33 protein-coding genes and 1 other RNA gene are annotated in these 22,207 nt (G+C 45.9%); 8 read left to right on the forward strand and 26 right to left on the reverse strand.

All coding sequences use genetic code 11. The features are described from left to right. Window positions 1-49 precede the first annotated feature (49 nt). From V2546_RS02440 to V2546_RS02550, 23 genes are all read right to left on the reverse strand, one after another. The gene (locus V2546_RS02440; RefSeq protein ID WP_329751463.1) at window positions 50-244 is read right to left on the reverse strand and encodes a hypothetical protein; all 195 of its coding nucleotides are present in this window, start codon (window positions 242-244) and stop codon (window positions 50-52) included. Continuing rightward, window positions 231-488 (reverse strand): hypothetical protein, encoded by a 258-nt coding sequence (locus tag V2546_RS02445; protein WP_329751464.1) that lies wholly within the window; start codon window positions 486-488, stop codon window positions 231-233. Before V2546_RS02445 ends, V2546_RS02440 begins: the two co-directional genes overlap by 14 nt. Window positions 489-509: 21 nt before the next feature. Further along, window positions 510-1,394, reverse strand: a complete 885-nt coding sequence (locus V2546_RS02450; protein WP_329751465.1) for a phosphoadenosine phosphosulfate reductase family protein — start codon at window positions 1,392-1,394, stop codon at window positions 510-512. A 1-nt stretch (window position 1,395) separates the two neighbouring features. Then, on the reverse strand, window positions 1,396-1,692 hold the full coding sequence (locus V2546_RS02455; protein ID WP_329751466.1) for a hypothetical protein: 297 nt from the start codon (window positions 1,690-1,692) through the stop codon (window positions 1,396-1,398). Further along, window positions 1,679-1,870, reverse strand: a complete 192-nt coding sequence (locus tag V2546_RS02460) for a hypothetical protein (protein ID WP_329751467.1) — start codon at window positions 1,868-1,870, stop codon at window positions 1,679-1,681. The genes V2546_RS02455 and V2546_RS02460 overlap by 14 nt, the downstream gene beginning before the upstream one ends. A 130-nt stretch (window positions 1,871-2,000) precedes the next feature. Continuing rightward, the gene (locus V2546_RS02465) at window positions 2,001-2,594 is read right to left on the reverse strand and encodes a hypothetical protein (RefSeq protein WP_329751468.1); all 594 of its coding nucleotides are present in this window, start codon (window positions 2,592-2,594) and stop codon (window positions 2,001-2,003) included. Further along, window positions 2,591-3,049 carry a hypothetical protein gene (locus tag V2546_RS02470; protein WP_329751469.1) on the reverse strand — a complete coding sequence of 153 codons (459 nt, stop codon included), beginning with the start codon at window positions 3,047-3,049 and terminating at the stop codon, window positions 2,591-2,593. The genes V2546_RS02465 and V2546_RS02470 overlap by 4 nt, the downstream gene beginning before the upstream one ends. A 144-nt stretch (window positions 3,050-3,193) precedes the next feature. Continuing rightward, window positions 3,194-3,871 (reverse strand): DUF551 domain-containing protein, encoded by a 678-nt coding sequence (locus tag V2546_RS02475; RefSeq protein ID WP_329751470.1) that lies wholly within the window; start codon window positions 3,869-3,871, stop codon window positions 3,194-3,196. After that, a complete protein-coding gene (locus tag V2546_RS02480; RefSeq protein ID WP_329751471.1) occupies window positions 3,846-4,082 on the reverse strand; it encodes a hypothetical protein in 237 nt (78 codons plus the stop codon). Before V2546_RS02480 ends, V2546_RS02475 begins: the two co-directional genes overlap by 26 nt. Before the next feature lie 103 nt (window positions 4,083-4,185). Then, on the reverse strand, window positions 4,186-4,500 hold the full coding sequence (locus tag V2546_RS02485) for a hypothetical protein (RefSeq protein ID WP_329751472.1): 315 nt from the start codon (window positions 4,498-4,500) through the stop codon (window positions 4,186-4,188). After that, window positions 4,497-4,712 (reverse strand): hypothetical protein, encoded by a 216-nt coding sequence (locus V2546_RS02490; protein ID WP_329751473.1) that lies wholly within the window; start codon window positions 4,710-4,712, stop codon window positions 4,497-4,499. Before V2546_RS02490 ends, V2546_RS02485 begins: the two co-directional genes overlap by 4 nt. After that, a complete protein-coding gene (locus V2546_RS02495) occupies window positions 4,709-6,091 on the reverse strand; it encodes a DEAD/DEAH box helicase (RefSeq protein WP_329751474.1) in 1,383 nt (460 codons plus the stop codon). Before V2546_RS02495 ends, V2546_RS02490 begins: the two co-directional genes overlap by 4 nt. After that, complete coding sequence (locus tag V2546_RS02500) at window positions 6,069-6,521, reverse strand: hypothetical protein (RefSeq protein ID WP_329751475.1); 453 nt, start codon at window positions 6,519-6,521, stop codon at window positions 6,069-6,071. Before V2546_RS02500 ends, V2546_RS02495 begins: the two co-directional genes overlap by 23 nt. Before the next feature lie 301 nt (window positions 6,522-6,822). Next, the gene (locus V2546_RS02505; protein ID WP_329751476.1) at window positions 6,823-8,727 is read right to left on the reverse strand and encodes a DUF927 domain-containing protein; all 1,905 of its coding nucleotides are present in this window, start codon (window positions 8,725-8,727) and stop codon (window positions 6,823-6,825) included. Continuing rightward, entirely contained in the window at window positions 8,681-9,262 is a 582-nt protein-coding gene (locus tag V2546_RS02510; protein ID WP_329751478.1) for a CHC2 zinc finger domain-containing protein, read from the reverse strand. Before V2546_RS02510 ends, V2546_RS02505 begins: the two co-directional genes overlap by 47 nt. Then, window positions 9,240-9,863, reverse strand: a complete 624-nt coding sequence (locus V2546_RS02515; protein WP_329751479.1) for a DUF669 domain-containing protein — start codon at window positions 9,861-9,863, stop codon at window positions 9,240-9,242. The genes V2546_RS02510 and V2546_RS02515 overlap by 23 nt, the downstream gene beginning before the upstream one ends. Next, the gene (locus tag V2546_RS02520; protein WP_117515351.1) at window positions 9,860-10,519 is read right to left on the reverse strand and encodes an AAA family ATPase; all 660 of its coding nucleotides are present in this window, start codon (window positions 10,517-10,519) and stop codon (window positions 9,860-9,862) included. Before V2546_RS02520 ends, V2546_RS02515 begins: the two co-directional genes overlap by 4 nt. Before the next feature lie 10 nt (window positions 10,520-10,529). Then, window positions 10,530-11,144: a hypothetical protein gene (locus V2546_RS02525; RefSeq protein WP_329751481.1), complete on the reverse strand. Its 615-nt coding sequence runs from the start codon at window positions 11,142-11,144 to the stop codon at window positions 10,530-10,532. Next, window positions 11,125-11,325 (reverse strand): hypothetical protein, encoded by a 201-nt coding sequence (locus tag V2546_RS02530; protein ID WP_117515347.1) that lies wholly within the window; start codon window positions 11,323-11,325, stop codon window positions 11,125-11,127. The genes V2546_RS02525 and V2546_RS02530 overlap by 20 nt, the downstream gene beginning before the upstream one ends. Then, window positions 11,325-11,828: a siphovirus Gp157 family protein gene (locus V2546_RS02535; RefSeq protein WP_117515345.1), complete on the reverse strand. Its 504-nt coding sequence runs from the start codon at window positions 11,826-11,828 to the stop codon at window positions 11,325-11,327. The genes V2546_RS02530 and V2546_RS02535 overlap by 1 nt, the downstream gene beginning before the upstream one ends. Then, window positions 11,825-12,166, reverse strand: a complete 342-nt coding sequence (locus V2546_RS02540) for a hypothetical protein (protein ID WP_329751482.1) — start codon at window positions 12,164-12,166, stop codon at window positions 11,825-11,827. Before V2546_RS02540 ends, V2546_RS02535 begins: the two co-directional genes overlap by 4 nt. A 91-nt stretch (window positions 12,167-12,257) precedes the next feature. Beyond that, window positions 12,258-12,530 (reverse strand): hypothetical protein, encoded by a 273-nt coding sequence (locus tag V2546_RS02545; protein WP_117484069.1) that lies wholly within the window; start codon window positions 12,528-12,530, stop codon window positions 12,258-12,260. A gap of 15 nt (window positions 12,531-12,545) precedes the next feature. After that, the gene (locus V2546_RS02550; protein ID WP_118515113.1) at window positions 12,546-12,830 is read right to left on the reverse strand and encodes a helix-turn-helix domain-containing protein; all 285 of its coding nucleotides are present in this window, start codon (window positions 12,828-12,830) and stop codon (window positions 12,546-12,548) included. A gap of 108 nt (window positions 12,831-12,938) precedes the next feature. Here V2546_RS02550 and V2546_RS02555 point away from each other — a divergent pair, with 108 nt between their 5' ends. Beyond that, a complete protein-coding gene (locus V2546_RS02555; protein WP_329751483.1) occupies window positions 12,939-13,481 on the forward strand; it encodes a hypothetical protein in 543 nt (180 codons plus the stop codon). Window positions 13,482-13,697: 216 nt separating this feature from the next. Here the strand turns inward: V2546_RS02555 and V2546_RS02560 are convergent, their stop codons facing one another. Next, a complete protein-coding gene (locus tag V2546_RS02560) occupies window positions 13,698-13,910 on the reverse strand; it encodes a helix-turn-helix transcriptional regulator (protein ID WP_329751484.1) in 213 nt (70 codons plus the stop codon). A 148-nt stretch (window positions 13,911-14,058) separates the two neighbouring features. Between V2546_RS02560 and V2546_RS02565 the strand changes: the two genes are divergently transcribed. The 6 genes from V2546_RS02565 to V2546_RS02590 all read left to right on the forward strand — a co-directional run bounded on the left by V2546_RS02565 (window position 14,059) and on the right by V2546_RS02590 (window position 18,652). Beyond that, a complete protein-coding gene (locus tag V2546_RS02565) occupies window positions 14,059-14,499 on the forward strand; it encodes a helix-turn-helix domain-containing protein (protein WP_142410436.1) in 441 nt (146 codons plus the stop codon). A 5-nt stretch (window positions 14,500-14,504) separates the two neighbouring features. Further along, window positions 14,505-14,939, forward strand: a complete 435-nt coding sequence (locus tag V2546_RS02570; RefSeq protein WP_329751485.1) for an ImmA/IrrE family metallo-endopeptidase — start codon at window positions 14,505-14,507, stop codon at window positions 14,937-14,939. Window positions 14,940-14,957: 18 nt separating this feature from the next. After that, window positions 14,958-15,485, forward strand: a complete 528-nt coding sequence (locus V2546_RS02575) for a hypothetical protein (protein WP_215702720.1) — start codon at window positions 14,958-14,960, stop codon at window positions 15,483-15,485. Window positions 15,486-15,557: 72 nt separating this feature from the next. Then, window positions 15,558-16,406: a type II toxin-antitoxin system PemK/MazF family toxin gene (locus V2546_RS02580; RefSeq protein ID WP_329751486.1), complete on the forward strand. Its 849-nt coding sequence runs from the start codon at window positions 15,558-15,560 to the stop codon at window positions 16,404-16,406. A 255-nt stretch (window positions 16,407-16,661) separates the two neighbouring features. After that, window positions 16,662-17,201 (forward strand): Uma2 family endonuclease, encoded by a 540-nt coding sequence (locus V2546_RS02585; RefSeq protein ID WP_329751487.1) that lies wholly within the window; start codon window positions 16,662-16,664, stop codon window positions 17,199-17,201. 215 nt (window positions 17,202-17,416) lie between these two features. Continuing rightward, on the forward strand, window positions 17,417-18,652 hold the full coding sequence (locus tag V2546_RS02590) for a tyrosine-type recombinase/integrase (protein WP_329751488.1): 1,236 nt from the start codon (window positions 17,417-17,419) through the stop codon (window positions 18,650-18,652). Between the two features lie 26 nt (window positions 18,653-18,678). On the opposite strand, the gene ssrA is transcribed toward V2546_RS02590, so the two are convergent. Together ssrA and V2546_RS02600 are read right to left on the reverse strand one after the other, a co-directional pair. After that, window positions 18,679-19,022: a transfer-messenger RNA gene (gene ssrA, locus V2546_RS02595) on the reverse strand. Between the two features lie 341 nt (window positions 19,023-19,363). Continuing rightward, window positions 19,364-20,509, reverse strand: a complete 1,146-nt coding sequence (locus tag V2546_RS02600; protein WP_118529667.1) for an iron-containing alcohol dehydrogenase — start codon at window positions 20,507-20,509, stop codon at window positions 19,364-19,366. 773 nt (window positions 20,510-21,282) lie between these two features. Between V2546_RS02600 and V2546_RS02605 the strand changes: the two genes are divergently transcribed. Beyond that, window positions 21,283-22,158, forward strand: coding sequence for a phosphoribosylaminoimidazolesuccinocarboxamide synthase (locus tag V2546_RS02605; protein WP_329751490.1), 876 nt, complete (start codon window positions 21,283-21,285; stop codon window positions 22,156-22,158). Window positions 22,159-22,207: the final 49 nt, after the last annotated feature.

A 22,207-nucleotide genomic window follows, 5' to 3' on the forward strand; every position in this document is an offset into this window, starting at 1 on the left:
CCAACAACATACCGCTGTAATTGCCTTTATCGCCTTCCAAATCATCCTCTCACCACCGATCTCCATTCTCATCAACCAGTACCACTTTGCCAAGGATCTTCAGATGAAAAATAATTCCCATCGCTTTGAGCATCCGCCGGAACTGGATCACGTTCTCCGGCTCCCGCTTGGCAGCCCGGATTGCGTCTCCCGGTGTTTTATCTATGTACCCTTCACCATTTCTGTACAGTTTAGTCTTCTTCATTTTCCGTTCCCTCTCTTCCGTTCCCTCTCTTAAACATTCCCAGATTTTCTCCAAGATAGATGCAGCCTGTTACAATTCTCTCAAGTTCCTCTCCCTGCACATCGACCATGTTGAAGATGAGATTTCCGCTGCCGTCCTCATTTTCCCGCATCTCACAGAAAAATCCTTTTTCTACGGTTTTACTTGTCCCGTCCTCATAATTGATTATAAAGTTCTTGATATCCTTATCTTTTTTATCGCTCATGATATCCTCCAGTTTTTATTTCTACTCATTTAGCAATATTCTCTTAGCATCAGCGACATCTCTCCAATCCTGATAGCATGTCGGATGGCCAAAGCTATCGTCCTCATACATTTGATTTATTGGAAAACCCATTTGTCCTTCTACCCCTTTCGCCTCAAGCTGCTTATACCGTGCCTCAGATCCATAAATGTACCACTCCATGACATCTGCTGCTGTTTTCCATTTATCAAAATGACGTCCTTCCAGCATATGCTTAAATGCCAAATAATAGGCATTCTCGAATTTCGGCCAACGTCTGAACTCTTTGATAATCTGCTTACTTGATGTAAGGGGACACCCAACACAACCAAGGCGTGTAAATCCCTCATCATATGTACAGCAGTACGGAATATGATTATCATCTATAACGGCCCACACCTGCTCTTCAGTCCAATCTATGATCGGATTGAAGAAACCCACTTTTGCATCTAGTCTGCAGATTTCATACTTTCTTCTATTGGCCCGCTTAAGGCTTTCTTTTTGCCTCACTCCTGTGCATGTCACGGCGTTTTTGGAACAAGTGTTTCGTTCCTTAAATTCCCGGCAGCAATACCTGCACATCCTTGTCGGCGGAAATCCCTTTTTAATGATGAGCGGGAACATCCCAATTCTGGGCATATCCCATAGTACATCTTTATGATACTTCCTTACAAAGTCTAATGCCTCCGGTGGATCTACGGTTGTAGGGCTGAATCTCGCTGTGTACTCGATTCCAGCTTGATCAAACAGCCATTTAAGGACGACGCTATCCTTTCCGCCTGAGAATCGAACACATAGGTGAATCCCATTTCGAGCGAACCGCTGGATCTCTTTGATAGCTTGTCCTACATAATCACCATATACTGGCAATTCAACTTGTCCTCTCATCCTACTCTTTGCTTTTCACTCCTGTCTTCCAGTCTAACTTCTGTCCGCAGTCATAACAGTACTTCATTTTCTGTATACGAAGCTCCCATCCTAATCCTGTTTTGCATGCCGGGCAGGAACACCAATTTTTTTTAATATCATTGTTATAATCTCGTATAGGCTGCATCTCGACCTGCTTTTTAATGGCTTTTTCAGCGATATCCAATCCCTTGAGGAATTCTGCAACTCTGGTTGCCCGCCCACATATTTCAAAACCACCCTCAAGCTTCAAGGCCTGTAACGCTTCACTCTCTGTCATACTCTCGCTCCTTTCTCTCGGAGTTTTGCTTATAATAGCTGTGAAGAATACTCTTGGCTGCAAGAATCCCCTCTTCATAACCTTTTTCGCTTTTAAAGTTGCTGGTACGACTATAGGGATTGTTCTGGATTTTTTTTTCAAGGCGTTCTTGCAGCAGTTTATATTCATGTGATTCCATTTTTACTACTCCTCCTCGTCCGAATTCATCGGGCAACCCGGACATCTACATACCAGATTGCCCTCCTTGTCCTCATAATAGTTATCGCCGTATCCCGTACATTCATAGCAATAATCATCGTCCATAATATTTACAGCTGCTCCTTTATCGTACCATAACGCTTTTTCTTCGCATTCCACTCGACAGCAACCGGTGCCCCGCAGGAAATGCAGTTCACATCAATCATCGGATCCTCAATATTGGTGCGGTAATAGAATCTTTGCCCGCACTCACAATTTGCATATAACGGCTTCAAATCATGGAGATCTGTTTTATGACCGCACTCACATTTATGGTATGTAACAGGATAATTACTGCAGTACGCCCGTATCTTTCCACAATGTTCGCAACGGATCAGGAGGAATCCTCTATACTGCTCTGGCTCATTTTCTGAGAGGCTATTAGCAAGTCCTGACATAGCGTTTTGAAAATTATGCTGCGCTTCTTCCGCTACCCTGATCAGCGGCGAGAACGGACTCCGCTCCTCGGGTTCATCCTTCATGTTCACGTCTTCCCGGACGATCTTCGCTGGAGGCTTTTCGGCTTCTTCTTTTTCTGTTTGTGGCTCCGACGCTCCTGTCTGCAGCAGGAGTCTTTCCGCCAATCCACGATAAATGCCCATTGCCTTTTTGTCGGACACTTCCACGTTCAAAGATGCTCCCTGCATCGATAACCGAATTTTCATGATGCTTCCTCCGTTTCTTTCTTCCATTCCTCAGGGACCTGCAGCTTATGCAGGGCGCGGCCGTGAATGTAATAAACAGATCTCACAGAATATCCCAGTCCATCGGCGATCCGTTCCCATCCCCATCCAAGGAGATACTTTTTCGTGAGAACGTACCGTTCGATTCCTTCCGGGACTTCACCGATCGCCCTGTTGATTAACACGGCGGCCCGCACCAGCCGATACCGTTCCTGATTCATTTCTCTTATCAGTTCATCAAGTTTTGCTGCATAATCCGACAGATCAGACCCAGCATGTGCGTGCGGCATTCCGTCCCCGATCCCGCAGGAGACACCCATCTTAGCTGCTCTTAACTCTGCAATCTGATCGGACAGGACTGCAACATTCCTTTTGATTCTCCGGTATGACCGGAGAAATGATTTCTTGAATTCGTTTTCTGCTCTACGCTGATCCATCGTCTATCCCCTACTTTCCTGCTTCATATGGCTCCGGACATTTGACACAGGTCATCAACTCCGCAACCGGATAACTTAAGTCTCTGATCTTACTACTGTCCCCGACTTTAATGTCGGAAACAGTAGCTCTTAATCGTCCTGACCTTATTCAACTTTTTCAAATCGTCCCCTATAGTGGTCTTTCCATCCGGTATCCGCAACAAGCTTTTCTTCCACCTCTGACCTGTACGGCTCCGGCAATGGCATCCATGCATTCACATAAAATCCCACAGAAAGATACGTATAATCCTCATCACCCGGGTAAAAAGCTCCGCTGCCGTCATCATCAACTCTATAAGTCGCAATATCCGGGAGTGTAAAATTATCAAACGAAACCAATATGTAGGTCTCTGGTTCCGGAAGCTTTTCTGTCACCGGGATCCACCGCCGGATCTCTTTCAGTGCCTCTTTCGCATCCTTCTGATCTTCCTCGCTCTCGCAGTGGATCACGATGTCATAGGTATCGTCATATACGTCTGCGACTCCGTCCTTGTTGATGAAAAATTTTATACCAGGATCGCCACCATGCTTCAGCTGCTCAATCTCATCCGAGAGCTTTGTGACTCGCTCCAGCATCTTGCGCGCCTCCTTCTGTGTCTCCGCATTCAGCGCTGTTACTTCATTCGGCATCAGCCCGGTATCCTCATAGTCTTTCAACTTCCAGAGCACCCCATAGAGCTTTTCCCAGACTTTTTCTGTAAGCACTACGCCGGGCTTCAAGTCGGACCACGGGACGTCCCGCAGGCACCAATGACCACTATCTTTCTTTTCCGTCAGTCTCACCGCTTATTCCTCCCAGCTGTTCTTTCAGACCTTTCAGTTCGCAAGCTCCTGTGCCGTAAATGCTTACGTTTGCCCAACTGCATCTATCGCAATCATAGTCCTCGCCACGTTTCATCATCTTCTGGCACTCCGCATAATCCCTTTCCATCTCCTCCGACACATGGATCCGGATTTCTATATGCGGCGTCAGAAATAATTTAACCTTTCTCATTCATCTGCCTCCCTGTCCTCATACACTCATGGTGGATATGCAGTGTGGTGTGACGCCGTGTCTGGATGATCACATGATCTCCGGCTGCTCCTTCGGCGTATCGTTATTCTTCTTCATCTTCATCCTCCATACTGCTGTTCATGATATCTGCCCAGAGAACGCTTTCGCATACACCGCTCTGAAGGCGTACATGAACAAAGTTGCGGAAAATGCCGATCACGGTTCCTTTTCTCCAGACACCAGATTTGCCGCTCATTCCCTCATCGACACTGCAGCATTTATTTGTTTTCACATTGATCGTATCGCCGATCTTTACCTGTCTCTGAATCGCCTCAATCCATTTCGGTGATGCATTTCCCTGATCTTTCTGTCTGTGGTTTTCCACCGCTGCTCCTGTATTGATCTTAGTTTTTGTCATCTCGACTCTTCCTCCAATAAGCTGAAAGCCGCCAGCATCAGCCGTGCGCAGATGGTTGAATTGTGATTTTTCTGAAGGATATCTGCAAAGTCATCTGTCGCTGCTTTCCACATCCCAGGCTCCACCGGATGCCCATGATATTTCTGATAGAAAAGGTACGAATCACACCACGCTGCTTTCGCTTCGACTGCCTGTTTTTCACGTTTTGTCATAAAATGCATCCTGCCTTTCTGTAATGGGTCTTTCTCCGCTTGAACTGATTCTGGCAGAACTGGATATCATCCACATAGTCAAAGCAGATCGCATCCTGTTTTCCATCGAAGTTCCGTGCGATACGGCCAACAGACTGGGTGACCACCGCATAATCTTTCTTCGGTGTCACAAGATACAACCGGTCAAGACGCGGGATATCCAATCCTTCTTTTGCAAGACCATATGAAGCGAAGAGGAAGTGCTTTTTCCCGTTCCGCATATTTTCAATGGCCTTTTCTCTTGCCAGACGTCCGCTCTTGCTCTGCATCTTCCCGTCGATCATCACTGCCTGCATCCGGAGATCTTCTGGCAGCAGATCCATAAGATTCTTCAGATGTTCCAGCCGATCCGAGAGAACCAGATTAAAATGTTCCGCATTGTCTTTCAGATCCTTCACAATCTGATCATTTCGCTCTGAGCAGTTGATCAGATACGGGATCAGCTTCGAATACTCCAGTGTCCCGTCCGTATCCAGCACGCACCGATTGACCTTTACTCCCGTGCTTCGTTCACAGATCCGGACCTTCATGGTCTTGTCCGCAACCGCCTCATCAGGCACCCGGTACACCACCGGTCCAAGAACGGCAAATGTGCTTCTGATCATCCCATCCGACCGGTGCACTGTGGCAGATAACCCATACTTGTGTCTCGCCGCCAGACTGTTCAAGATCTTATAAAACATCGTGACCTGCGTCGGCGTCCCTGCGAGCCGGTGACACTCATCCACGATGACGGTATCCCATACGTATTCGTATCTGGAAAGATCCAGCTTGCAAAGCGTCTGAGCTGTCGCGAAGGTCATATGGCTGCCGATCATCACCTCCCCAGCTGTGATCTTTCCCAGGGTGCTCTTCGGGAAGTACTGTGCTGCACGCTCATAAGACTGATTCAAAAGGTCTTGGGTATGTGTGACCCATAAGGTCTTCCCGCAGAGCTCCGCGGCCAGTGCAATTCCCATCTGTGTTTTTCCGGATCCGCAAGGTGCCTGCAGGATCCCGCAGCTCTGTTCCTTCATCGCATCCACCGCCGGTCTCTGGTAGTCATACAGCGGCAGCTCTCCATCGTACTGAACATGTGCCGGGTCTGCAAGATGGATCTCAATCGGGTCCTGCTCTGTTAAAAACTTCCGGATCTCCTTTCCGGTCCCGGTCGGAACCACCAGATCCTGACCATCCACCCGGAACAGCCACAGGTATTCCGGTGTCTTTCCGGTCCAAAGTCCCCGGCGCATCCGGTCATCATACTCCGGGTTCCGGATCACAAGATTCTCATCACACCACTTTTTAAGCTGTGGAGTTGGATCTTTGATGCGGATCTCAGCGCCAATCTGTATGATCAATTGTCTCATCTCCTGTCTCTGAATCGTTTAATTCCTGAAGCCAGTCATTCAGCGTTCTACCGTATCGTGTCATAGCCACGCGCGGAATCGACCGGACTCCCCTGTCCTGTAAATCTTTCAGGACCTGATAGTCAACCAGAAAGATCACTTCCGGATCATATCTGACTGCAAACATCCCGCGGCTGTTTCCAGTCAGGTGAAACAAATACATTGCATTGTACTGGTTTTCCTCCACCCTGCTTAACTGAAATGCGCCGGCACAGTCTTTGCAGTCAAAGAGATATGTTTTTCCGTTCCTGGCTGCGATCACATCACAAGGCTGCCCGTTTTTGTTGTCCTGAAATCGGTGCACCCAGAAACGGTTCTTTGCCAGTTTCCCAGCAAATTCACGCTCAAACATTGTGCCGGCTGATTTATTGCTCATTTTCATTGTTTTCATCCCCTCATAGCTGCGGTCTTACCATTTTCCGGAAATGTCTTTCCCGAATCTTACCTGAAAAATGCCCGCAAGCCCTTATTTTACTTAGGGTCTTACTGTCTTACCTAAAAACCCGGATAATAAGTCTATATTTTTATAAGAGAAAAAAATAATGACGTTTTTTCCTCGCGTCACGAGACTATATAACAGGTAAGACCGGTAAGACAGGTAAGACCTTATTAAAAAAGCCAGTGTTTATGCGGCTTCAAGGGTCTTACCAAGGTCTTACCTTTTAGAAATCAGGTAAGACCTTTTAGTCAAAAGGCAGTGTCTCCTGCTCATAATTTTCGACTTGCACAAACCCATCTTTGTCCGTAGTATCGTCATCCTCTGGCAGGTTGAATTTGATGTAGCTCGATTTGATTCCATATACCTTCGTCTGATGTACCATCTTCCCTTGCGAATTGCGCACCAGATAACCTTTCTCTGCCCATTTTCGGCTTACTGCCGTATAGTCGAATCCATTCTGATCCAGAAAACTTAAAAGTACATCACGGTTCACGATCAGCTTCCCGCCATCGATCTTTCCCCAGACCTCGCCCTTATTCAGCGAGTTTTCGGCTTTCGGATCTTCAAAACGGATCTGGTACTTTGCAACCCAGTTCAACACCTGCTGATATGCGCGCTCAGCAATATCCACATCAAGTGCACTCTGCAGGTACTGCTTTACCTGAACAATCTGCAGCGGCTGCTCTGCCGTAAAAAAGAGCTTCACCGCAATCTCATCTGCCAACAGCATGCAGGCCATAGCCATAGCCTGCTTGTCCGTAGTGTCAAGCTTACAGAGTTCCTCAAAGAGTTCTCTGTAACGGTCCATGATTTTGCAGGTTTCTGTCTCCTGTATGTACTCCACAAATTTTCTTCCAGCAAAGCCATAATTCTCCTGCACCATGCTGCTCACATAATGGCCATCTGTCACCAGTGGACCGTCTATTGCGATCTCGATAACACGGTTTTTTGAACCACCTCCGGAGTTCACCTTCGTGATCGGTTCCTCGCCGGTAAAGATAAAACTGTTCTTCCAGGTCTTGGTATCCTCTACACCGCCATAAGCCTTCGCGCGGCCGCGATCCACGCCCTCTGTGATCTGGTAGATCAGCTGGTCAAAATTTCCCTGCCATTTGTCCTTGATGGTCTGCAGCTCATCTCCCGCAAAAGGGATGCTGCATAAAAAAGCTGCATTACGCATAATGGCATTCTTGGTCATGTTCATGGTCTTTACCAGACCGCCCATCCGCGGGTTCCCCCAGATGGACATTGCCACCATAAGCGCCACCGTCTTTCCTGTTCCGGTCGTTCCCCACAAGTGCAGCACAAACGGCAGTACCTTAAGCGGCTCCAGAAGCACAGAAGCGAAGCTTGCTGCCATCATCATGCGCAGAGGTATATTCTTCCTGAGATCACTGCAAAGCTTCTTCCAGACGTCAAAATCGCCCTTTTCAGACACATTTTTAAAGATCGCCTCGAAATCCATTCCACCCTCGTACCGGATATCTTTCTCATACGGGGTAAAGGCTACACCGACCCATCCCAAACGGTTAATGGATTTCTTCGGTTCCAAAGCGACAGGATTGTAACCTACGCAGTCACTGATATAACGCACCAGACTCTTCGCATTGTCGGAAGTAACCTCAATGCCATATTGAGACAGCACGTCCACAATTTTGTTGGTATTGGCGCAAACAGACCGGTCTACCGTAATATGCTGCCAAGACGCTGACTTGAAGTAGGCAAGCGTGATCCTTTCCTCCGATGTATCCACGTTTTTAAGGATCTCGATCGGCATAATCGGATGACTGCACGCAATCACCGGAATCGGCTGCATATTCTTATCGTACCGGATCGTTTTCACGCCCATATCGGTAGCGCTCCATTCTGCACAGATCAGTTCCAGCGGCTGATCGGTAAAAGCCGTTTTGTTGCCGGTCTGGCGCATCCGCTGAATATAGTCAAGCTGGAACTGCTTCAACAGATTGTTAAACTCCGTGCTGCGCTTTAAGATCTTGGCTTCGTTCCGCAATGCCTCAATATACTTCTGCCGTTCCACATTGTCCTCAATCTCAAAGATCCGGTAAAAGATTTCATCCGGAAATGGACTCTGCCGCTCCAGCTTAGCTATACCAGTCAGTAACTCTTCGTTCGACTTTTCCAATTTCACTCACCGCCTTCTTGTCTGCGTATACCTGTTCCGGACACTGCTCCAGACATTCAAGCAGGTAGTCCACATACGATAAATTGCCCAGCCCCTCCCAGAAATGCCTGTCCTGCGTTCTGACCGCCTCGCACAGGAGGCTTCGGTACACCATTAGCCATTTCCTCGCATATCGGGTAAACTCGTCTTTCTCTCGCCTGCAGCGCTTCTTTTTCTCTGCTTCACGTTTCTCCCGATATGTGACCGGCTCCTCAATGGGAATCCCAAAGGCCTGCGCCAGCTCCTTAGCTGCATCATAATTATTTACGCCGAGGTATCTTGCCACAAACTTGACCTGATCCCCACCGGATCCACATGCAAAACAGTAATATCCTTTTCCATCCGGATAGATCTTCATGGATGGATGCTGGTCCTTATGGAACGGGCACAGGCATTTATCCTTTATGACACGCAGGCCGCAATACTCTACGGCCTGCTGCATCGTTACTGATTCCTTAACTTTCCGGTACAGTTCCGGATCATAAGAACGGGATTCCCTCATCTCCGGCTCCTTCCGGAATATTCATAAAACCATTGCCGTCCACCATAGAAGGAGGTGCCGCATTTGCCTGTGCCTGCTGGCTTCCGGCTCCCGGTCCTTCCGGAAGAAGCTCGTCCTCCGGAACCTCTGCCTCTGAAAGTCCTGCCAGACTGCGGATCTGCCACAGCTCCGTAACGATCGGACGGTTTCCGTTCTCGGCTTCATACTGTCTGCGACGGAAGATTCCACCAAATTTCTTACCGTTCAGCGTTTTCTCGTTGTCCTCTCTGTCCCACTGGAACGTAAAGTTGTTTGAACGTTCGATTGAGGTAATAATACCCTTAAACCAGGAAAGTCCCTTGCCTTCCATGTTCTGTTTAAACACACCGCGCCACTTCGCTCCGGAAGGATTCTGTGATTTGTCATTATCAAACATCTTCTGGTAGAAGCCCTTCTGATCACCCTCTGCAATGTCATACAGAATTACAAACTGCTCGTTTCCGTTCTTGGACTTCTGTGTCGCAACCCGCTTGATCACGCACACATACTTTCCTTTCGGCAGCTGCTGGAACTCCCCAGTATAAGCTGCCGCCTCATCATATCCTGTTGGTTTCTTAATCATTCCTGCTTGTCCTCCTTGGCTTTATACTTCTCCCATCCATAGAAATCACGGATGGTGTCATCCACTAACTTCAGGTTATTTTCGATTTCTGGGCTCTCAAACATATCCTCCGGCGTCTTCGTAATATCGGATCCATCCGTAACTGTCCGGAAGAAATGTGTCCCGTTTTCACTCATGCAGCGAATGCAGATCGTCACCATGCCCTCCAGACAAACCTTGCGGTCCAGCTGCTTTCCAATGGTTCTGAGACGGGAGACACCGAAGTCATCCGTGTCCTCATGGAAAATAATGTATACGATCTTTTCCGGATCCTTTACCTCATCCTTGATTCTCTTGACAAGACCATACATGGCATCTGCAATATCGTCATACATCTCAAAAGATGCATTGCCTTTTTTATTCCGGTGTTGGGACATGAACAGGTGCGTCATAATATACCCGGCGTCATCGATCACGAAGACTTTCTCCGGATTCTGGTTGATTGTTGCGATAATCTTTCCAATGTCATCGCTGGCTCCCATTTTCCGGAAACGCTTGCGGAACGGCAGCGCCTTTCTTTCCGTGTTAAACAGTACAACTTCATCCTCTGCGAAGAACTTTAAGCTCCGGCTCTTTCCGCTTCCGGACTTTCCATAGATCAAAACTGGTAATCCCATAACTCCTCCTCTAATACGGAATGACTTCTTCTCTTTCGTTGAAGAAATCCAACGATTCTAACAATGATAAAAATTCATTTCTTGTCTTTTCCGGCATTGGCTCTGCGGCCACCCAATAGATCATCATATCGTTTTTGAAATAGAGGACCGTACCGTTTCTGACACTCGGATTCGGCGGCATCAGCTCACCTTCCATTTTGTCCAGGTCGCTGGGGGAAATCATCGGTTCCACATGCCGGCGCTCAATTGCGACGCATGCATGTGTCTGCTTGACCTGATAGAACGCATATTCGTGCGCAAACAACCGTACATTTACGCCGGTTTTAACTGCCACATCCTTCGCAGCCATCCATTCATCGTACGGATCCACCGGGTCCAGATCCGGCGCCCGCTTAAGCCCATGCTCATCGATGTTGTACAAATACGCCTCACCCTCTTCCGGGAGATCTCCGATCAGCTCGATCACGGCTGCCTTAAACTTGTTTGAGAGATACTGCAGCTCTGTGGCAACGCCCCATTTTTCCGTGTATACCAAGAACCACTCTCCTGTATTACCCACGATCAGTCCGGAGCTCTTCAGGGCATCTTTCATGATTCTTTTCAATTCACCGATTTTCAGAAACATCGTCGTTTCCCTCCTCGTACTTTCTCTTATAAGCATCAATGCCGTACCGGATATACTCCAGTACGATATCCATCTCGTCAAAGGATAAATGCCATACACCTGTTGTCATAATCTTGACTGCCTTCGCTGCTACTTCCATAAGCAGCTGCATGCGAAACGGTCCAATACTTTCCCGGTCCATCAGCGGATCCTCAGGCTTTCGCCGCGCGGCTCCAGATGTGCCCACTCAACCGGCTGCTCTTCCAGGAGTTTCCGGATTTTCATGTTATCCGGAATCGGCGGCTGCTGGATCAGGTAACGGCCCGGAATGTCCTCAAGCTCTCCAGTGATTACCAGCGGTTCCAGCCCGCCATTCTTCTGAATGCTGAAGGAAAACAGCGGTGTTTTGAACTTCATCTTTCCGGTATAACGCATATTGGCTTCCAGAGTATCCTTCAGCCACTTCTGTCTCTCTTCGAGGGCTTTTCTTCTGCCGGAAAGTCTCTGCTCTTCGTCCTTCAGCGCCTTGATGCTGGCATCCATTGTACGGATGATCTTCGCATAGTTATCTGCCTTATCCTCAAAGTCCATGTTGATCATCTCTAAGGTGTCCTGTACCGTCTCCTGATCAACCGTATCATCGTAAAGCATGTCCTCCAGTGTCATGAGCTCTTCTGAGATCTCATATAATTTAAATCCACTCATTCCTTTTCTCCCTTCAGCTCTTCCATTATTTCATCTGTAATCGCACACGCACTCTCCTTAATTGCCTGGTTGACCGCATTATCTATACGCTTGGCAAGCTCCGCCATTGCCGCAACATAGCCAAGCTTGGTTTTATACACCGTTCCAAAGGTACTGACAATCCATTTCGCGACATTATTCGGGAGATCCTGCACGCATGTATTTCCTGTTCCGATCGCGCACGCTTTATAAGTTGTGCTGTCCTTAGTTTTCTCTTCTTTAGTAAGCATAAGCCCCATAAAGAACTCACCTGTAATCTCATTCTTGTTTTTGTCGTTCTCAATCGTTACTTTTACCATCTTGATTTTCTCCTCTTTCTCCTCTAAAATAGAGGTGTAAACTTTTTACATGTGATCCCCTCGGAGTTGCCGCTCCGCTATGGGGATCTTTTTAAATTAAAATCCCGAATCTTACAACCATACAGCCGAGGACATACACCATTCCCAGACTTGCCAGGCCGCCGATCACGCTGCCAGCCTTTTCCATCACATCAAACAGCGTTGACTGCCTCTCGATCCGGATATGGATCTCCTTGAGGACCGCACCTTCCTTGTGCATTTCGGACATATGTACTCCCCGTGGATCACTGCAAACCGGGATATATTCCAGATCCGGTTGCATCGCTGACAGAGTGCCTGTCGTCCTTTTATTGATCTCATGCATCTGTTTCACCTCCTCTCACAGCAGGATAAATTCCTTGATTTCTTTTGACGTAAGTTCCCGGCCCAGGAGCACAGATGCTGCCTGGATCGGAGTGAATTTTAATACAGTTGCGATTTTCTGTATCTCATCCAGGGAATACGTCTCTGGCCGGTGATACTTATTCTGAATCGTTTTCTTCGTTACCCCGACCTTAATAGCCAGAGCGGCATCATCGATCGCCAGCCGCTCCTTATTCCCCGCAATACATGCACGAACGATCCTGTTCCGTTCTTCCTGTATATTTGGTTTTAACTTCGGCATACTCTTTCACCCCTTCCGCATCTTTGTATGCTTGCTCTCACATCCCTATTGCGTTATACTTTCTATACAGGCGTTGCACCGCCGAGTACATTGCAAAGGAGATTGACTATGCAACAAAACGAATTACAACTCTTAACTGATGCCTACAATCGCTATAAAGATACAAATATGCGCGGATCTTCTATTTGGTTTAATGACATGTCATCCATTGAGAGAAAAAGCATACTTGACTCTCTATCTCTATTAGAGGAATACGGATATATCCGCCTTACCGCACGTGCTGTTGGATTTTGTGAATTCAAACTTACTGTTGAGGGCATAAAGTTTGCTGAAAACGGATACAAAGAACCAGAACCAGCTCCTCTATTCAAGGGCGATAATTCCGTTTTCATCAATGGATCGCAGAACACCGTAAGCAACAACTACAATGAAATTTCTGTCGATGTCTCTTCCTCAGATCTCCCTGATGACTGTAAGAAACTAATCGAAGAATTACTATACGAATTAAAAAATCCATACATCACTCCAGAAAAGAAATCTAACGTGATAAACAAATTTCTAACCGATATTTCTTCTGGAGCAATTTCCGGCACAGCCGCGACCGGATTGACTTTTCTTCTGAAATCTCTTTTTTCTCATATAGGCCTGTAAACATTCCAGCCAGTACATAATTGCTTCTTTCATTGTGCTGGCTGTAACTTTAACTGGAATCGGATCTGCTAGTACACTGCCCTTATTATCTTTGGACAAGTAATATTTCTTTTTCAGAATACCTTCCACAAACATCGTGTACTGCTCACCAGAGATTTCAAAAGTTATTCTGGTTTCCATCTCTCTCACCCCTTTCACGTCTTACGATGTATCACTTTAAGTGGATTCTTTGGGCAAAAAAATATTATCCACCGGGATCCCGTAAATCTTGGAAAGCATATTCATATCCGCAAATGACGGTATTGATGTTCCCTTTTCCCAGTTAATTATCGTTCTTTTACCCACTTTAAGCTTCATAGCGGCTTCTTCTTGGGTCATTTTCGCATTTACTCTGGCAGCCGCCAAGCTAATCTGTATAGCCTTGGGCAATTTATCTCACTCCTTTCCTGAATCTGGCTTTAGTATACCATCACTTTAAGTGTGTGTCAACACTTTTAGTGAAATATTTTCACTTTTAGTGTTGCATTATCATTACTTTTGGTGTATCATCAAGGTAACAACGAAAGGAGTGAATCTAATGCCAGAGCAAGATTTCAATGCTGTTTTTTCAAAACGCTTGCGCTATTATTTGAATAAATTTGAAATTACCCAAGTTGAATTAGCAAAAAAATTGGGTGTCGGTACAACTTCTGTATATAACTGGTGTAACGGAATAAAATCTCCACGAATGGACAAAGTCGATGCCATGTGTGATTTATTTCATTGTAATAGATCTGATTTAATGGAAGACAAATCAACTACATCCTCTGAACTCACCGCCCGCGATGAGAAAGACATCGCCAAGATTCTGGAGCAGACTAAAGAGCAGCTGCTCTCCCAGGAAGGACTGATGTTCGACGGCGATCCGGCGTCTCCGGAGGCGATCAATTCAATTCTGGATGCAATGCAGATCGGAATGGAAATGGCTAAGAAAAAGAATAAAGAGAAATACACGCCCAAGAAATATAAAAAGGACTGATTTCCATGCGCATAAAGAAACTGGTATCACGTCTCGTCCGGAAATACCAGACGCGTGATCCATTTGAAATGATAAAGGGAATGAATGTGATCCTGGTCCACTATCCTCTGGAAGGCGTCCGTGGGTTTTACCAGTACTTCCAGCGGAATCATATCATCTATCTGGATGAACGGCTCACAGAGGCGGAGCAACGCTTCGTTCTCGCCCATGAGCTGGGGCACCTGTTCCTACATAAGAAAGCGAACGCGATCTTTATGGATTCCAGAACACAATTCAACACGGACAAATATGAACGGGAAGCCGACACCTTCGCGATGGAACTTCTGGTTCCGGACTCCGTGATCTTCGAGCACCCCGATCTGACGATCGGCCAGCTGGCCCGTTTGACCGGTTATGCCGAAGAACTTCTAAAGAACAAAGAGTTCTTTACATCACAATAAACTATTAGGAGGTCCATCATGGGATTCTTTTTTAAATCTTCAGAGGAAAAAGAACTTAAGCAGCGGAAAAAAGATGAGATTATAGAAAGTGGAGCCAGTTATATGGGATATGCCACTACTAATATCGGCCCTATCCTCAAGGACTCTGTGGTAACCATTAAAATGTATCCTAAGGAACAAAAAGTAACACTTTCTGCCAGCAAGGATAAATTGGATTTGCCTTATAATAGAATCCTGGGATTTTCAATCAACGAAGAAAGCGTTTTATCTTCCGGTAAAATAAGTCTTAGCGGTGCAATCATCGGTGGCGCATTATTGGGTCCCGTTGGAGCCACTATTGGTGCTCTGAGCAAAAAGAATAAGAACAAGGTCAATTGGATCGGAACTTTACTGTATGAATCAAAAGAGGGTGAACAGCGAGAGCTTACCTTTTTAACGTATGCTCTTGGCTCTCCTACCAAAAAGACATTTGGTATGGAACAGTTCGAAACAGCTATGAACAAAGTTGCATCGCGGCGCATTGATAAAGATTCTTTTGAATTATAGAACCACATCTGGCGGTGATGGAAAAGATATAATCACTGATTGAACTAAAATCGATATGGAAAAGGAATTACTATGAGTAAAGACTTCACTAAGGAAGATGTAATTAGCAACAAAAAGGCTGCTATAAAAGCCTTAAATAATCTGCTCGAACATTATATCAATGATCCATCTGGCAATCATTTGAAAAAAGCTAATTTGATTTCATACTGGTTGAAAGATTATGTGCGATTTATAAACTTTGAGGAGCAATTTGATCCTAAGCGAAATATATCCTATAAACGCGGAAATATTGTAAAACTTAATTTCGGTTTCAACATTGGCAGTGAATACGGTGGTCTCCATTATGGGGTGGTATTAGACAACCACAACGCTCAATCATCTCCAGTCATTACTGTTATTCCTCTAACTTCAGTAAAGGATAATGGGCCAATCCATAACAATAATGTCGAGCTTGGTAACGAACTATACCGTTTATTAAAAATAAAATATGATACCATCAACCAAACTCTAAAAGAAGAGCAGGAAGAGATTCTTACCACCATTCAAGCTTTTTCTGCACTCGTTTCCTTAACTGACGATGTTGTTTTAGAATTAGCCGATTGTGACAAAGGCAGCACTGAATTTTCCCCAAAATTATTAACAGGCCAGCAATATCTTGATGCTGCCAAATACCTTCAAACGGAATGGGAACAAAAACAGAAACATAATCAGGAAGAACAGGATTATTTAAATAAAATTGGGAAAGAAATAGCTCAAATGAAAGAGGGGAGCATTGCATTAGTAAATCAAATTACCACCGTAAGTAAAATTCGCATCTTTGATCCTCGTAATTTGAAAGGTGTTCTCTCTGGAATATCACTTTCTGAAGAAAGCATGGAAAAAATCAATGATAAGCTGAAAGAATTATATGTTTTTCGGTAATTTTTTTCTTTTTTTCCGTAATATTTTCTTGACTGCGGGCATACTGTTTAGTATAATAGCTATGCGCGATAGCTTTGGTTATCGTCAACATCGCCTTTAGGGCATTAATGAAGACATATGCTATTATGTGAAGACCCCGTAGTAATACGGGGTCTTTTACGTTATATAATCTTTAAAACCATTTCGGTGATATCGCAAAATGGTTTCTATTAAGGAGCTCGAAACACAACCCTATCGTAGAAAGGAAGTGTTCTTATGCCATTACTTAACGACCATTATACATCCGAAGACTACTGGAACTTACCAGAAGAAGAACGCGCCGAGCTGATCGACGGAAAATTCTACAATATGGCTCCGCCGAGCCGGATCCACCAGAAACTCGTGAGCAAACTGACAGCTCTCTTTAATCAGTACATTACTGATCACCACGGATCCTGTGAGGTCTATCCTGCTCCCTTCGCCGTCAACCTCGACGCCGATGATAAGGACTGGGTGGAACCCGACGTTTCCGTGATCTGCGATCCGAATAAGCTGACCGACCGCGGATGCTCCGGAGCTCCGGACCTTATTTTCGAGATCGTCTCTCCGGCCAGCCGCAAAATGGACTATGGCCTGAAGAACACGATCTATTCCCAGGCCGGCGTCCGGGAATACTGGATCGTGGATCCTGCCAAGGAAAGAACCACCGTGTACCATTATGAAGACGATGCAGCTCCAGCAATTTACACGTTCAGCCAGGAGATTCCTGTTGGAATTTACGATGGCTTGACGATCCGGATCAGCGATCTACTATAACTCTTTAAACTTCCATAAAATGTAAAACCGCCCGGTGCTGGTAACACCGAACGGCTTTACATAGATTTTCTCTTGCCGGATGCTCCGGAAGATATAAATCAGACTTAGAACACCTGAATTATATCATTTTCCGAGCACCCTGGCAAGGGGTGTTCTTTTTATACCCAAAATCGGGCCGTTGCGACGTCGCAACATGGAAAGGAGAATTGATATACATGGCTACTGCGAAAAAGCTACCCTCCGGATCCTGGAGGTGTCTGGTGTACAGTCACACCGAGCGTATATTTGACACGAAATCAGGTACATGGAAGGATAAACGAATTTATGAATCATTTACCAGTGATGACCCATCAAGACGCGGGAAAGCGGATGCTGAGCGTCAGGCCGCCGAATTTCAACAGGATCGTGACACCAATGTCAGCCGGAAACGTCAAAAAAGCGGAAACATTTTGCTGAAAGATGCAATGAAGAAGTACGTAGAAGCCATCGGTCCATCGCTCTCAGGTACCACCGTCCAGGGATATTCAAAAGAACAATATGACTCCTATGCTTTTCTGATGGAAAAGAAGCTTAAAGACATCACCACAGAGGACTTACAGAAAGCTGTTGATGACGATACGAAGCGCCCCTCAAAACGTTCAACAAAAACGAAAGCACCTATATCACCCAAGACTGTTCGAAACACTTACAGCTACATACGAAGTGTTATAAACTATTTTTATCCGAACGATAACTATGATGTAAGGCTGCCTAAGATACCTAAGAAAGTTAAAAATCTTATTCCTGCAAAAACTGTGCTGGAAATCATTAAAGATACGGAAATCGAACTGCCGTGTCTCCTGGCCTGCTGGCTCAGCTACTCTATGTCTGAGATCCGTGGAATCCGTGTTCGAGATATCTCTAACGGGTACATTACCCTGGACCGTGTTATCGTTGACATCGGACAGACTCCAACGGTAAAGGAAAGCGGTAAAGCGGAAGCCCGTCTGCGTAAGCATCACATCCCGAATTATATTCAGGCATTGATCGACAAGAATATCTCTGGGAAGAAACCAGATGATCCTTTGATCACCCTGAGCGGACATGCAATTTACATGCGTTGGGTATCTCTTTTAGAGCAGCATGACCTACCTCACATGACATTCCACGATCTGCGGCACCTTAATGCATCTGTAATGGCAATGCTCCGGATCCCGGATAAATATGCGCAGGAACGCGGCGGATGGTCTTCTGATCGGGTTATGAAAAACGTATACACACATACATTTTCAGAGGAACGAGAAAAGGTCGATGAGACCATAGACAATTATTTTAACTCGCTTCTGGATGGAAGTGCTTCAGAAAAAGAGAAATCAGCCATTGAGATTATAAATGCACTTCGGGAAGCGGATCCAAACGGCTGGTACAAAGCTCTGCTAAATATGCAACACGAAATGCAACACAAAAACTAAAAAGCCGCGTAAATACGCGGCTTTTGTCGTGGACCTGAGGGGAATCGAACCCCTGTCCGAAAACCAATCCCCTGTTCTTCTACTATCATAGTCTGTTATTTAAAATTCCCTCCCGCGCCCGAAAGCAGACATCCTGACTCGTTTGGTAGCTTCATGATACGCCCACGTGCGCAAAGCTTTGCACGTGTCGTTTCCTGCTTTAAATGATGCCGGTGACTTAAAATGCAGGTCTTCTAAGGCCGACAGCTGCCTAAATTAGGCTGCGTATGCTAATTCGTCGTTAGCGTTTATATTTAGGTTTGCCATTTAACGCATTGCATGCGGATAGCTTCACCAGCTTCAAAGTCCCCGTCGAAACCAGTACAAGCCCTTACTGGCACTCTCTTCGGAGTTAAGCTGTGGCAGAGTCTGTCTGCAGTCTCTGTCGCACGGCATTGTTTTTTCTGGGCGACCCCGGACCAAAAACTACACCCTTATGTAACCCAAATCCTATCATCATTTCTTCGAATTGTCAAGTGTATCTTTGCAAAGTCCCCTGCAGTTGTCATCACGCACGGATATTTCCCGCCTGCACACTGCAGACAGATCCTGCCGGTTCTTTCTATTATAGAGCCGCAGGATCTGTCCTCAGCCGCATCTTTCAGCATTTACAATTCAGAAAATTTTCTGTCCATCAAGATCCGCTGCCGTTGCCGTACGCATTTCCGGCATTTACATGCACTCCATCAGGATCTGATAGATTTCTTCGCGATCCAGTTCACGCGGATTTGTCTTTATGATATTGCAGGTATCAGCAACTTTCCGGAGTACCTCCGGTGTGATCTCCACATTTGATCCCAGCTGGCTCATCTTCGTCGGAAAACCGCATTCTTTCACAAATTCTTCCAATGCTTTTATTCCGCCCTCTGCTGTATCAGCGCCAAACACTGCTTTCGCAAAACGTGTGAATTTTTCTTCTGCGTCTTTCAAAATATGACGATAGTAAACCGGCTGGATCACCGCAAGACCCTGTCCATGGTTGCAGTCCGTATAAGCTCCAAGCTGATGCTCGATCTGATGAGCCTGGAAATCGGTCACACGGCCCACTTTCAGGATTCCATTCTCCGCCATCGCAGAATCCCACATCAGATTGCCTCGCGCCTGAATATCATTGATATCCACAAGAACGCGCCGCATATTGACAACCGTATTTCTCATGACTGCTAATGCCACATCATCGGAAACATTGTCCTGATCGGAAGTCCCGAGATATGTTTCCATCGCATGGCTCAATGTGTCAAATGCGCCGGAGAGCACCTGCATCTTCGGTACCGTCATCGTGTAGGACGGATCCAGGACCGCAAATGATGCCGCAGTGCCAAAGATCGGTCCCTTCCACATTTTTTCCTCACAAGTGATCACGGACCCGGCATTCATCTCCGCACCTGTTCCGGATGCTGTGACAACAGCTCCCATCGGGATCCCGGTCGTCGGGAATTTTCCCTTACCATATTCCATGTCCCAGATATCCTCATCAAGAACTGCCTGCGCAGAGATTACTTTGCAGCAGTCAATGACACTTCCGCCGCCGACAGCCAGGATAAAATCTACTTTCTTTTCCCTGACAAGAGCTGCACCTTCCTGTACCTTCGCGTATGTAGGATTCGGCATGATCCCGGAAAAATCCACGATCTCCTTCCCTGCTTCCGTGAGCAGAGATCTCATTTCGTCGTAAACTCCCGATTTTTTGATCGAACCTCCGCCGTATGCAAGCATCACAGTCTTTCCAAACCTTCCAAGTTCTGCCGCGATCGCCTTTCTTGCCGCGCCTTCTCCAAAATATACCTTCATTGGATACGAATAAACAAACTCCTTCATGATAGTTTCCTCCTTCATATTGTCTGATCCTATTACTTTTTTTCAGCCGTATACTCTCATGGATCTTCCGCTCCTGTCCCTGCTGCCGGATGCAAATCTCCCGGCGCACAGAACACGCCCGATTTACGATCCTGTGATCCGATTGTTTCTATCGGTTGTTGCCATTGATTATAGGATTCGGTTGTAACTACCGGTCAAGGGGTTTTTGAAATTTTTTACATAAACCACCAGAATCCACAACTGCATGATACAGGTTCTTCAGCCCGGAAAATTCCGTTTACAAAAAACGGCAGTCAATTCTTATAAATGTTTTCTTATATATTAGTACATCTCTCAATGCCTGAATCGCCTTGTGTTTCTCTGCCGCTCCGATATATTAAGTCAAGGAACTTTTCATTACTTTTCCCGGGTAGGAATTTTCTGAACGGAAAATTCCGTATGATACAGTTGTGGCCGCGAATTTTGCCGATTCAAAATGCGAAGCATCGGAAAAATCCGATTCCTTTGCGCTTTCCGTTTCTTATAAATATCTCGTTTTATATTAGTATGCCTTATTTATAATTATTAGCAAATCTTTTAAGTATTCAGTCAAAAACTTTTGAAATTGCAACTATTCTTCAATTTCCAAAACATTTATTTTTTCTTATGTAAATATTGTGCAAATTGAACATTGACAGAAACCGCCATTTAATGGTAACTTTACTGTAAGTTCGCTCAGCGTTTTCATGATACGACAAACGCTGTATAAGAAAATATAATGAAGAGGTGTAGACATGCAGGAATTAAAACCGATCAAAGAAGGAAAAGTACGCGAAATTTATGACAATGGCGACAGCCTGATCATGGTTGCCACCGACCGTATCAGCTGTTTTGACGTGATCCTTCACAATGAGGTTACCTCCAAAGGTGCTGTTCTGACCCAGATGTCCAAATTCTGGTTTGACCTGACAAAGGATATTCTCCCGAACCATATGATCTCCGTTGATACAAAGGATATGCCGGAGTTCTTCCAGCAGAAAAAATTTGAGGGCAAAACCATGATGTGCCGCAAGTTACATATGCTCCCGATCGAATGCATCGTCCGCGGTTATATCACAGGAAGCGGCTGGGCAAGCTACAAGGAAAACGGTACCGTCTGCGGAATCCGTCTTCCGGAAGGCTTAAAGGAATCCGATAAGCTCCCGGAGCCGATCTATACTCCGTCCACAAAGGCTGAGATCGGTGACCATGACGAGAATATCTCCTTCGAGCAGAGCATCAACCATCTCGAGAAATACTTCCCGGGAAAGGGCCGCGAGTATGCGGAGCTTCTTCGTGACAACACTATCGCTTTATATAAAAAATGTGCAGAGTACGCCCTCACAAAGGGAATCATCATTGCCGATACAAAATTCGAATTCGGTCTTGACGAGGAGGGCAACCTCGTGATCGGTGACGAGATGCTCACACCGGACAGTTCCCGTTTCTGGCCGGCAAAAGGCTATGAGCCAGGTCACGGTCAGCCGTCCTTCGACAAGCAGTTCGCCCGCGACTGGCTTACTTCCCATCCGGGCAACGACTGGACACTTCCTCAGGAGATCGTCGATAAGACTATCGCGAAATATCTGGAAGCATATGAGATGATCACCGGGAAAAAATTAGAGGCATAACCCCCACAAACCTCTGCCTTTGAGTTTTCCTATTTAGTTCCTCATTTTT

Source organism: Clostridium sp. CM74B_53 (genome assembly GCF_036318045.1).
Taxonomy (GTDB): domain Bacteria; phylum Bacillota; class Clostridia; order Lachnospirales; family Lachnospiraceae; genus Pilosibacter.

What these genes read in the sequence shown, in the direction of transcription:
- V2546_RS02440 (WP_329751463.1), bottom strand. Translation starts at nt 244, where the DNA reads ATGAAGAAGACTAAACTGTACAGAAATGGTGAAGGGTACATAGATAAA.
- V2546_RS02445 (WP_329751464.1), bottom strand. Translation starts at nt 488, where the DNA reads ATGAGCGATAAAAAAGATAAGGATATCAAGAACTTTATAATCAATTAT.
- V2546_RS02450 (WP_329751465.1), bottom strand. Translation starts at nt 1,394, where the DNA reads ATGAGAGGACAAGTTGAATTGCCAGTATATGGTGATTATGTAGGACAA.
- V2546_RS02455 (WP_329751466.1), bottom strand. Translation starts at nt 1,692, where the DNA reads ATGACAGAGAGTGAAGCGTTACAGGCCTTGAAGCTTGAGGGTGGTTTT.
- V2546_RS02460 (WP_329751467.1), bottom strand. Translation starts at nt 1,870, where the DNA reads ATGGAATCACATGAATATAAACTGCTGCAAGAACGCCTTGAAAAAAAA.
- V2546_RS02465 (WP_329751468.1), bottom strand. Translation starts at nt 2,594, where the DNA reads ATGAAAATTCGGTTATCGATGCAGGGAGCATCTTTGAACGTGGAAGTG.
- V2546_RS02470 (WP_329751469.1), bottom strand. Translation starts at nt 3,049, where the DNA reads ATGGATCAGCGTAGAGCAGAAAACGAATTCAAGAAATCATTTCTCCGG.
- V2546_RS02480 (WP_329751471.1), bottom strand. Translation starts at nt 4,082, where the DNA reads ATGAGAAAGGTTAAATTATTTCTGACGCCGCATATAGAAATCCGGATC.
- V2546_RS02485 (WP_329751472.1), bottom strand. Translation starts at nt 4,500, where the DNA reads ATGACAAAAACTAAGATCAATACAGGAGCAGCGGTGGAAAACCACAGA.
- V2546_RS02490 (WP_329751473.1), bottom strand. Translation starts at nt 4,712, where the DNA reads ATGACAAAACGTGAAAAACAGGCAGTCGAAGCGAAAGCAGCGTGGTGT.
- V2546_RS02500 (WP_329751475.1), bottom strand. Translation starts at nt 6,521, where the DNA reads ATGAAAATGAGCAATAAATCAGCCGGCACAATGTTTGAGCGTGAATTT.
- V2546_RS02510 (WP_329751478.1), bottom strand. Translation starts at nt 9,262, where the DNA reads ATGAGGGAATCCCGTTCTTATGATCCGGAACTGTACCGGAAAGTTAAG.
- V2546_RS02515 (WP_329751479.1), bottom strand. Translation starts at nt 9,863, where the DNA reads ATGATTAAGAAACCAACAGGATATGATGAGGCGGCAGCTTATACTGGG.
- V2546_RS02520 (WP_117515351.1), bottom strand. Translation starts at nt 10,519, where the DNA reads ATGGGATTACCAGTTTTGATCTATGGAAAGTCCGGAAGCGGAAAGAGC.
- V2546_RS02525 (WP_329751481.1), bottom strand. Translation starts at nt 11,144, where the DNA reads ATGTTTCTGAAAATCGGTGAATTGAAAAGAATCATGAAAGATGCCCTG.
- V2546_RS02530 (WP_117515347.1), bottom strand. Translation starts at nt 11,325, where the DNA reads ATGGACCGGGAAAGTATTGGACCGTTTCGCATGCAGCTGCTTATGGAA.
- V2546_RS02535 (WP_117515345.1), bottom strand. Translation starts at nt 11,828, where the DNA reads ATGAGTGGATTTAAATTATATGAGATCTCAGAAGAGCTCATGACACTG.
- V2546_RS02540 (WP_329751482.1), bottom strand. Translation starts at nt 12,166, where the DNA reads ATGGTAAAAGTAACGATTGAGAACGACAAAAACAAGAATGAGATTACA.
- V2546_RS02545 (WP_117484069.1), bottom strand. Translation starts at nt 12,530, where the DNA reads ATGCATGAGATCAATAAAAGGACGACAGGCACTCTGTCAGCGATGCAA.
- V2546_RS02550 (WP_118515113.1), bottom strand. Translation starts at nt 12,830, where the DNA reads ATGCCGAAGTTAAAACCAAATATACAGGAAGAACGGAACAGGATCGTT.
- V2546_RS02555 (WP_329751483.1), top strand. Translation starts at nt 12,939, where the DNA reads ATGCAACAAAACGAATTACAACTCTTAACTGATGCCTACAATCGCTAT.
- V2546_RS02565 (WP_142410436.1), top strand. Translation starts at nt 14,059, where the DNA reads ATGCCAGAGCAAGATTTCAATGCTGTTTTTTCAAAACGCTTGCGCTAT.
- V2546_RS02570 (WP_329751485.1), top strand. Translation starts at nt 14,505, where the DNA reads ATGCGCATAAAGAAACTGGTATCACGTCTCGTCCGGAAATACCAGACG.
- V2546_RS02575 (WP_215702720.1), top strand. Translation starts at nt 14,958, where the DNA reads ATGGGATTCTTTTTTAAATCTTCAGAGGAAAAAGAACTTAAGCAGCGG.
- V2546_RS02580 (WP_329751486.1), top strand. Translation starts at nt 15,558, where the DNA reads ATGAGTAAAGACTTCACTAAGGAAGATGTAATTAGCAACAAAAAGGCT.
- V2546_RS02585 (WP_329751487.1), top strand. Translation starts at nt 16,662, where the DNA reads ATGCCATTACTTAACGACCATTATACATCCGAAGACTACTGGAACTTA.
- V2546_RS02590 (WP_329751488.1), top strand. Translation starts at nt 17,417, where the DNA reads ATGGCTACTGCGAAAAAGCTACCCTCCGGATCCTGGAGGTGTCTGGTG.
- V2546_RS02600 (WP_118529667.1), bottom strand. Translation starts at nt 20,509, where the DNA reads ATGAAGGAGTTTGTTTATTCGTATCCAATGAAGGTATATTTTGGAGAA.
- V2546_RS02605 (WP_329751490.1), top strand. Translation starts at nt 21,283, where the DNA reads ATGCAGGAATTAAAACCGATCAAAGAAGGAAAAGTACGCGAAATTTAT.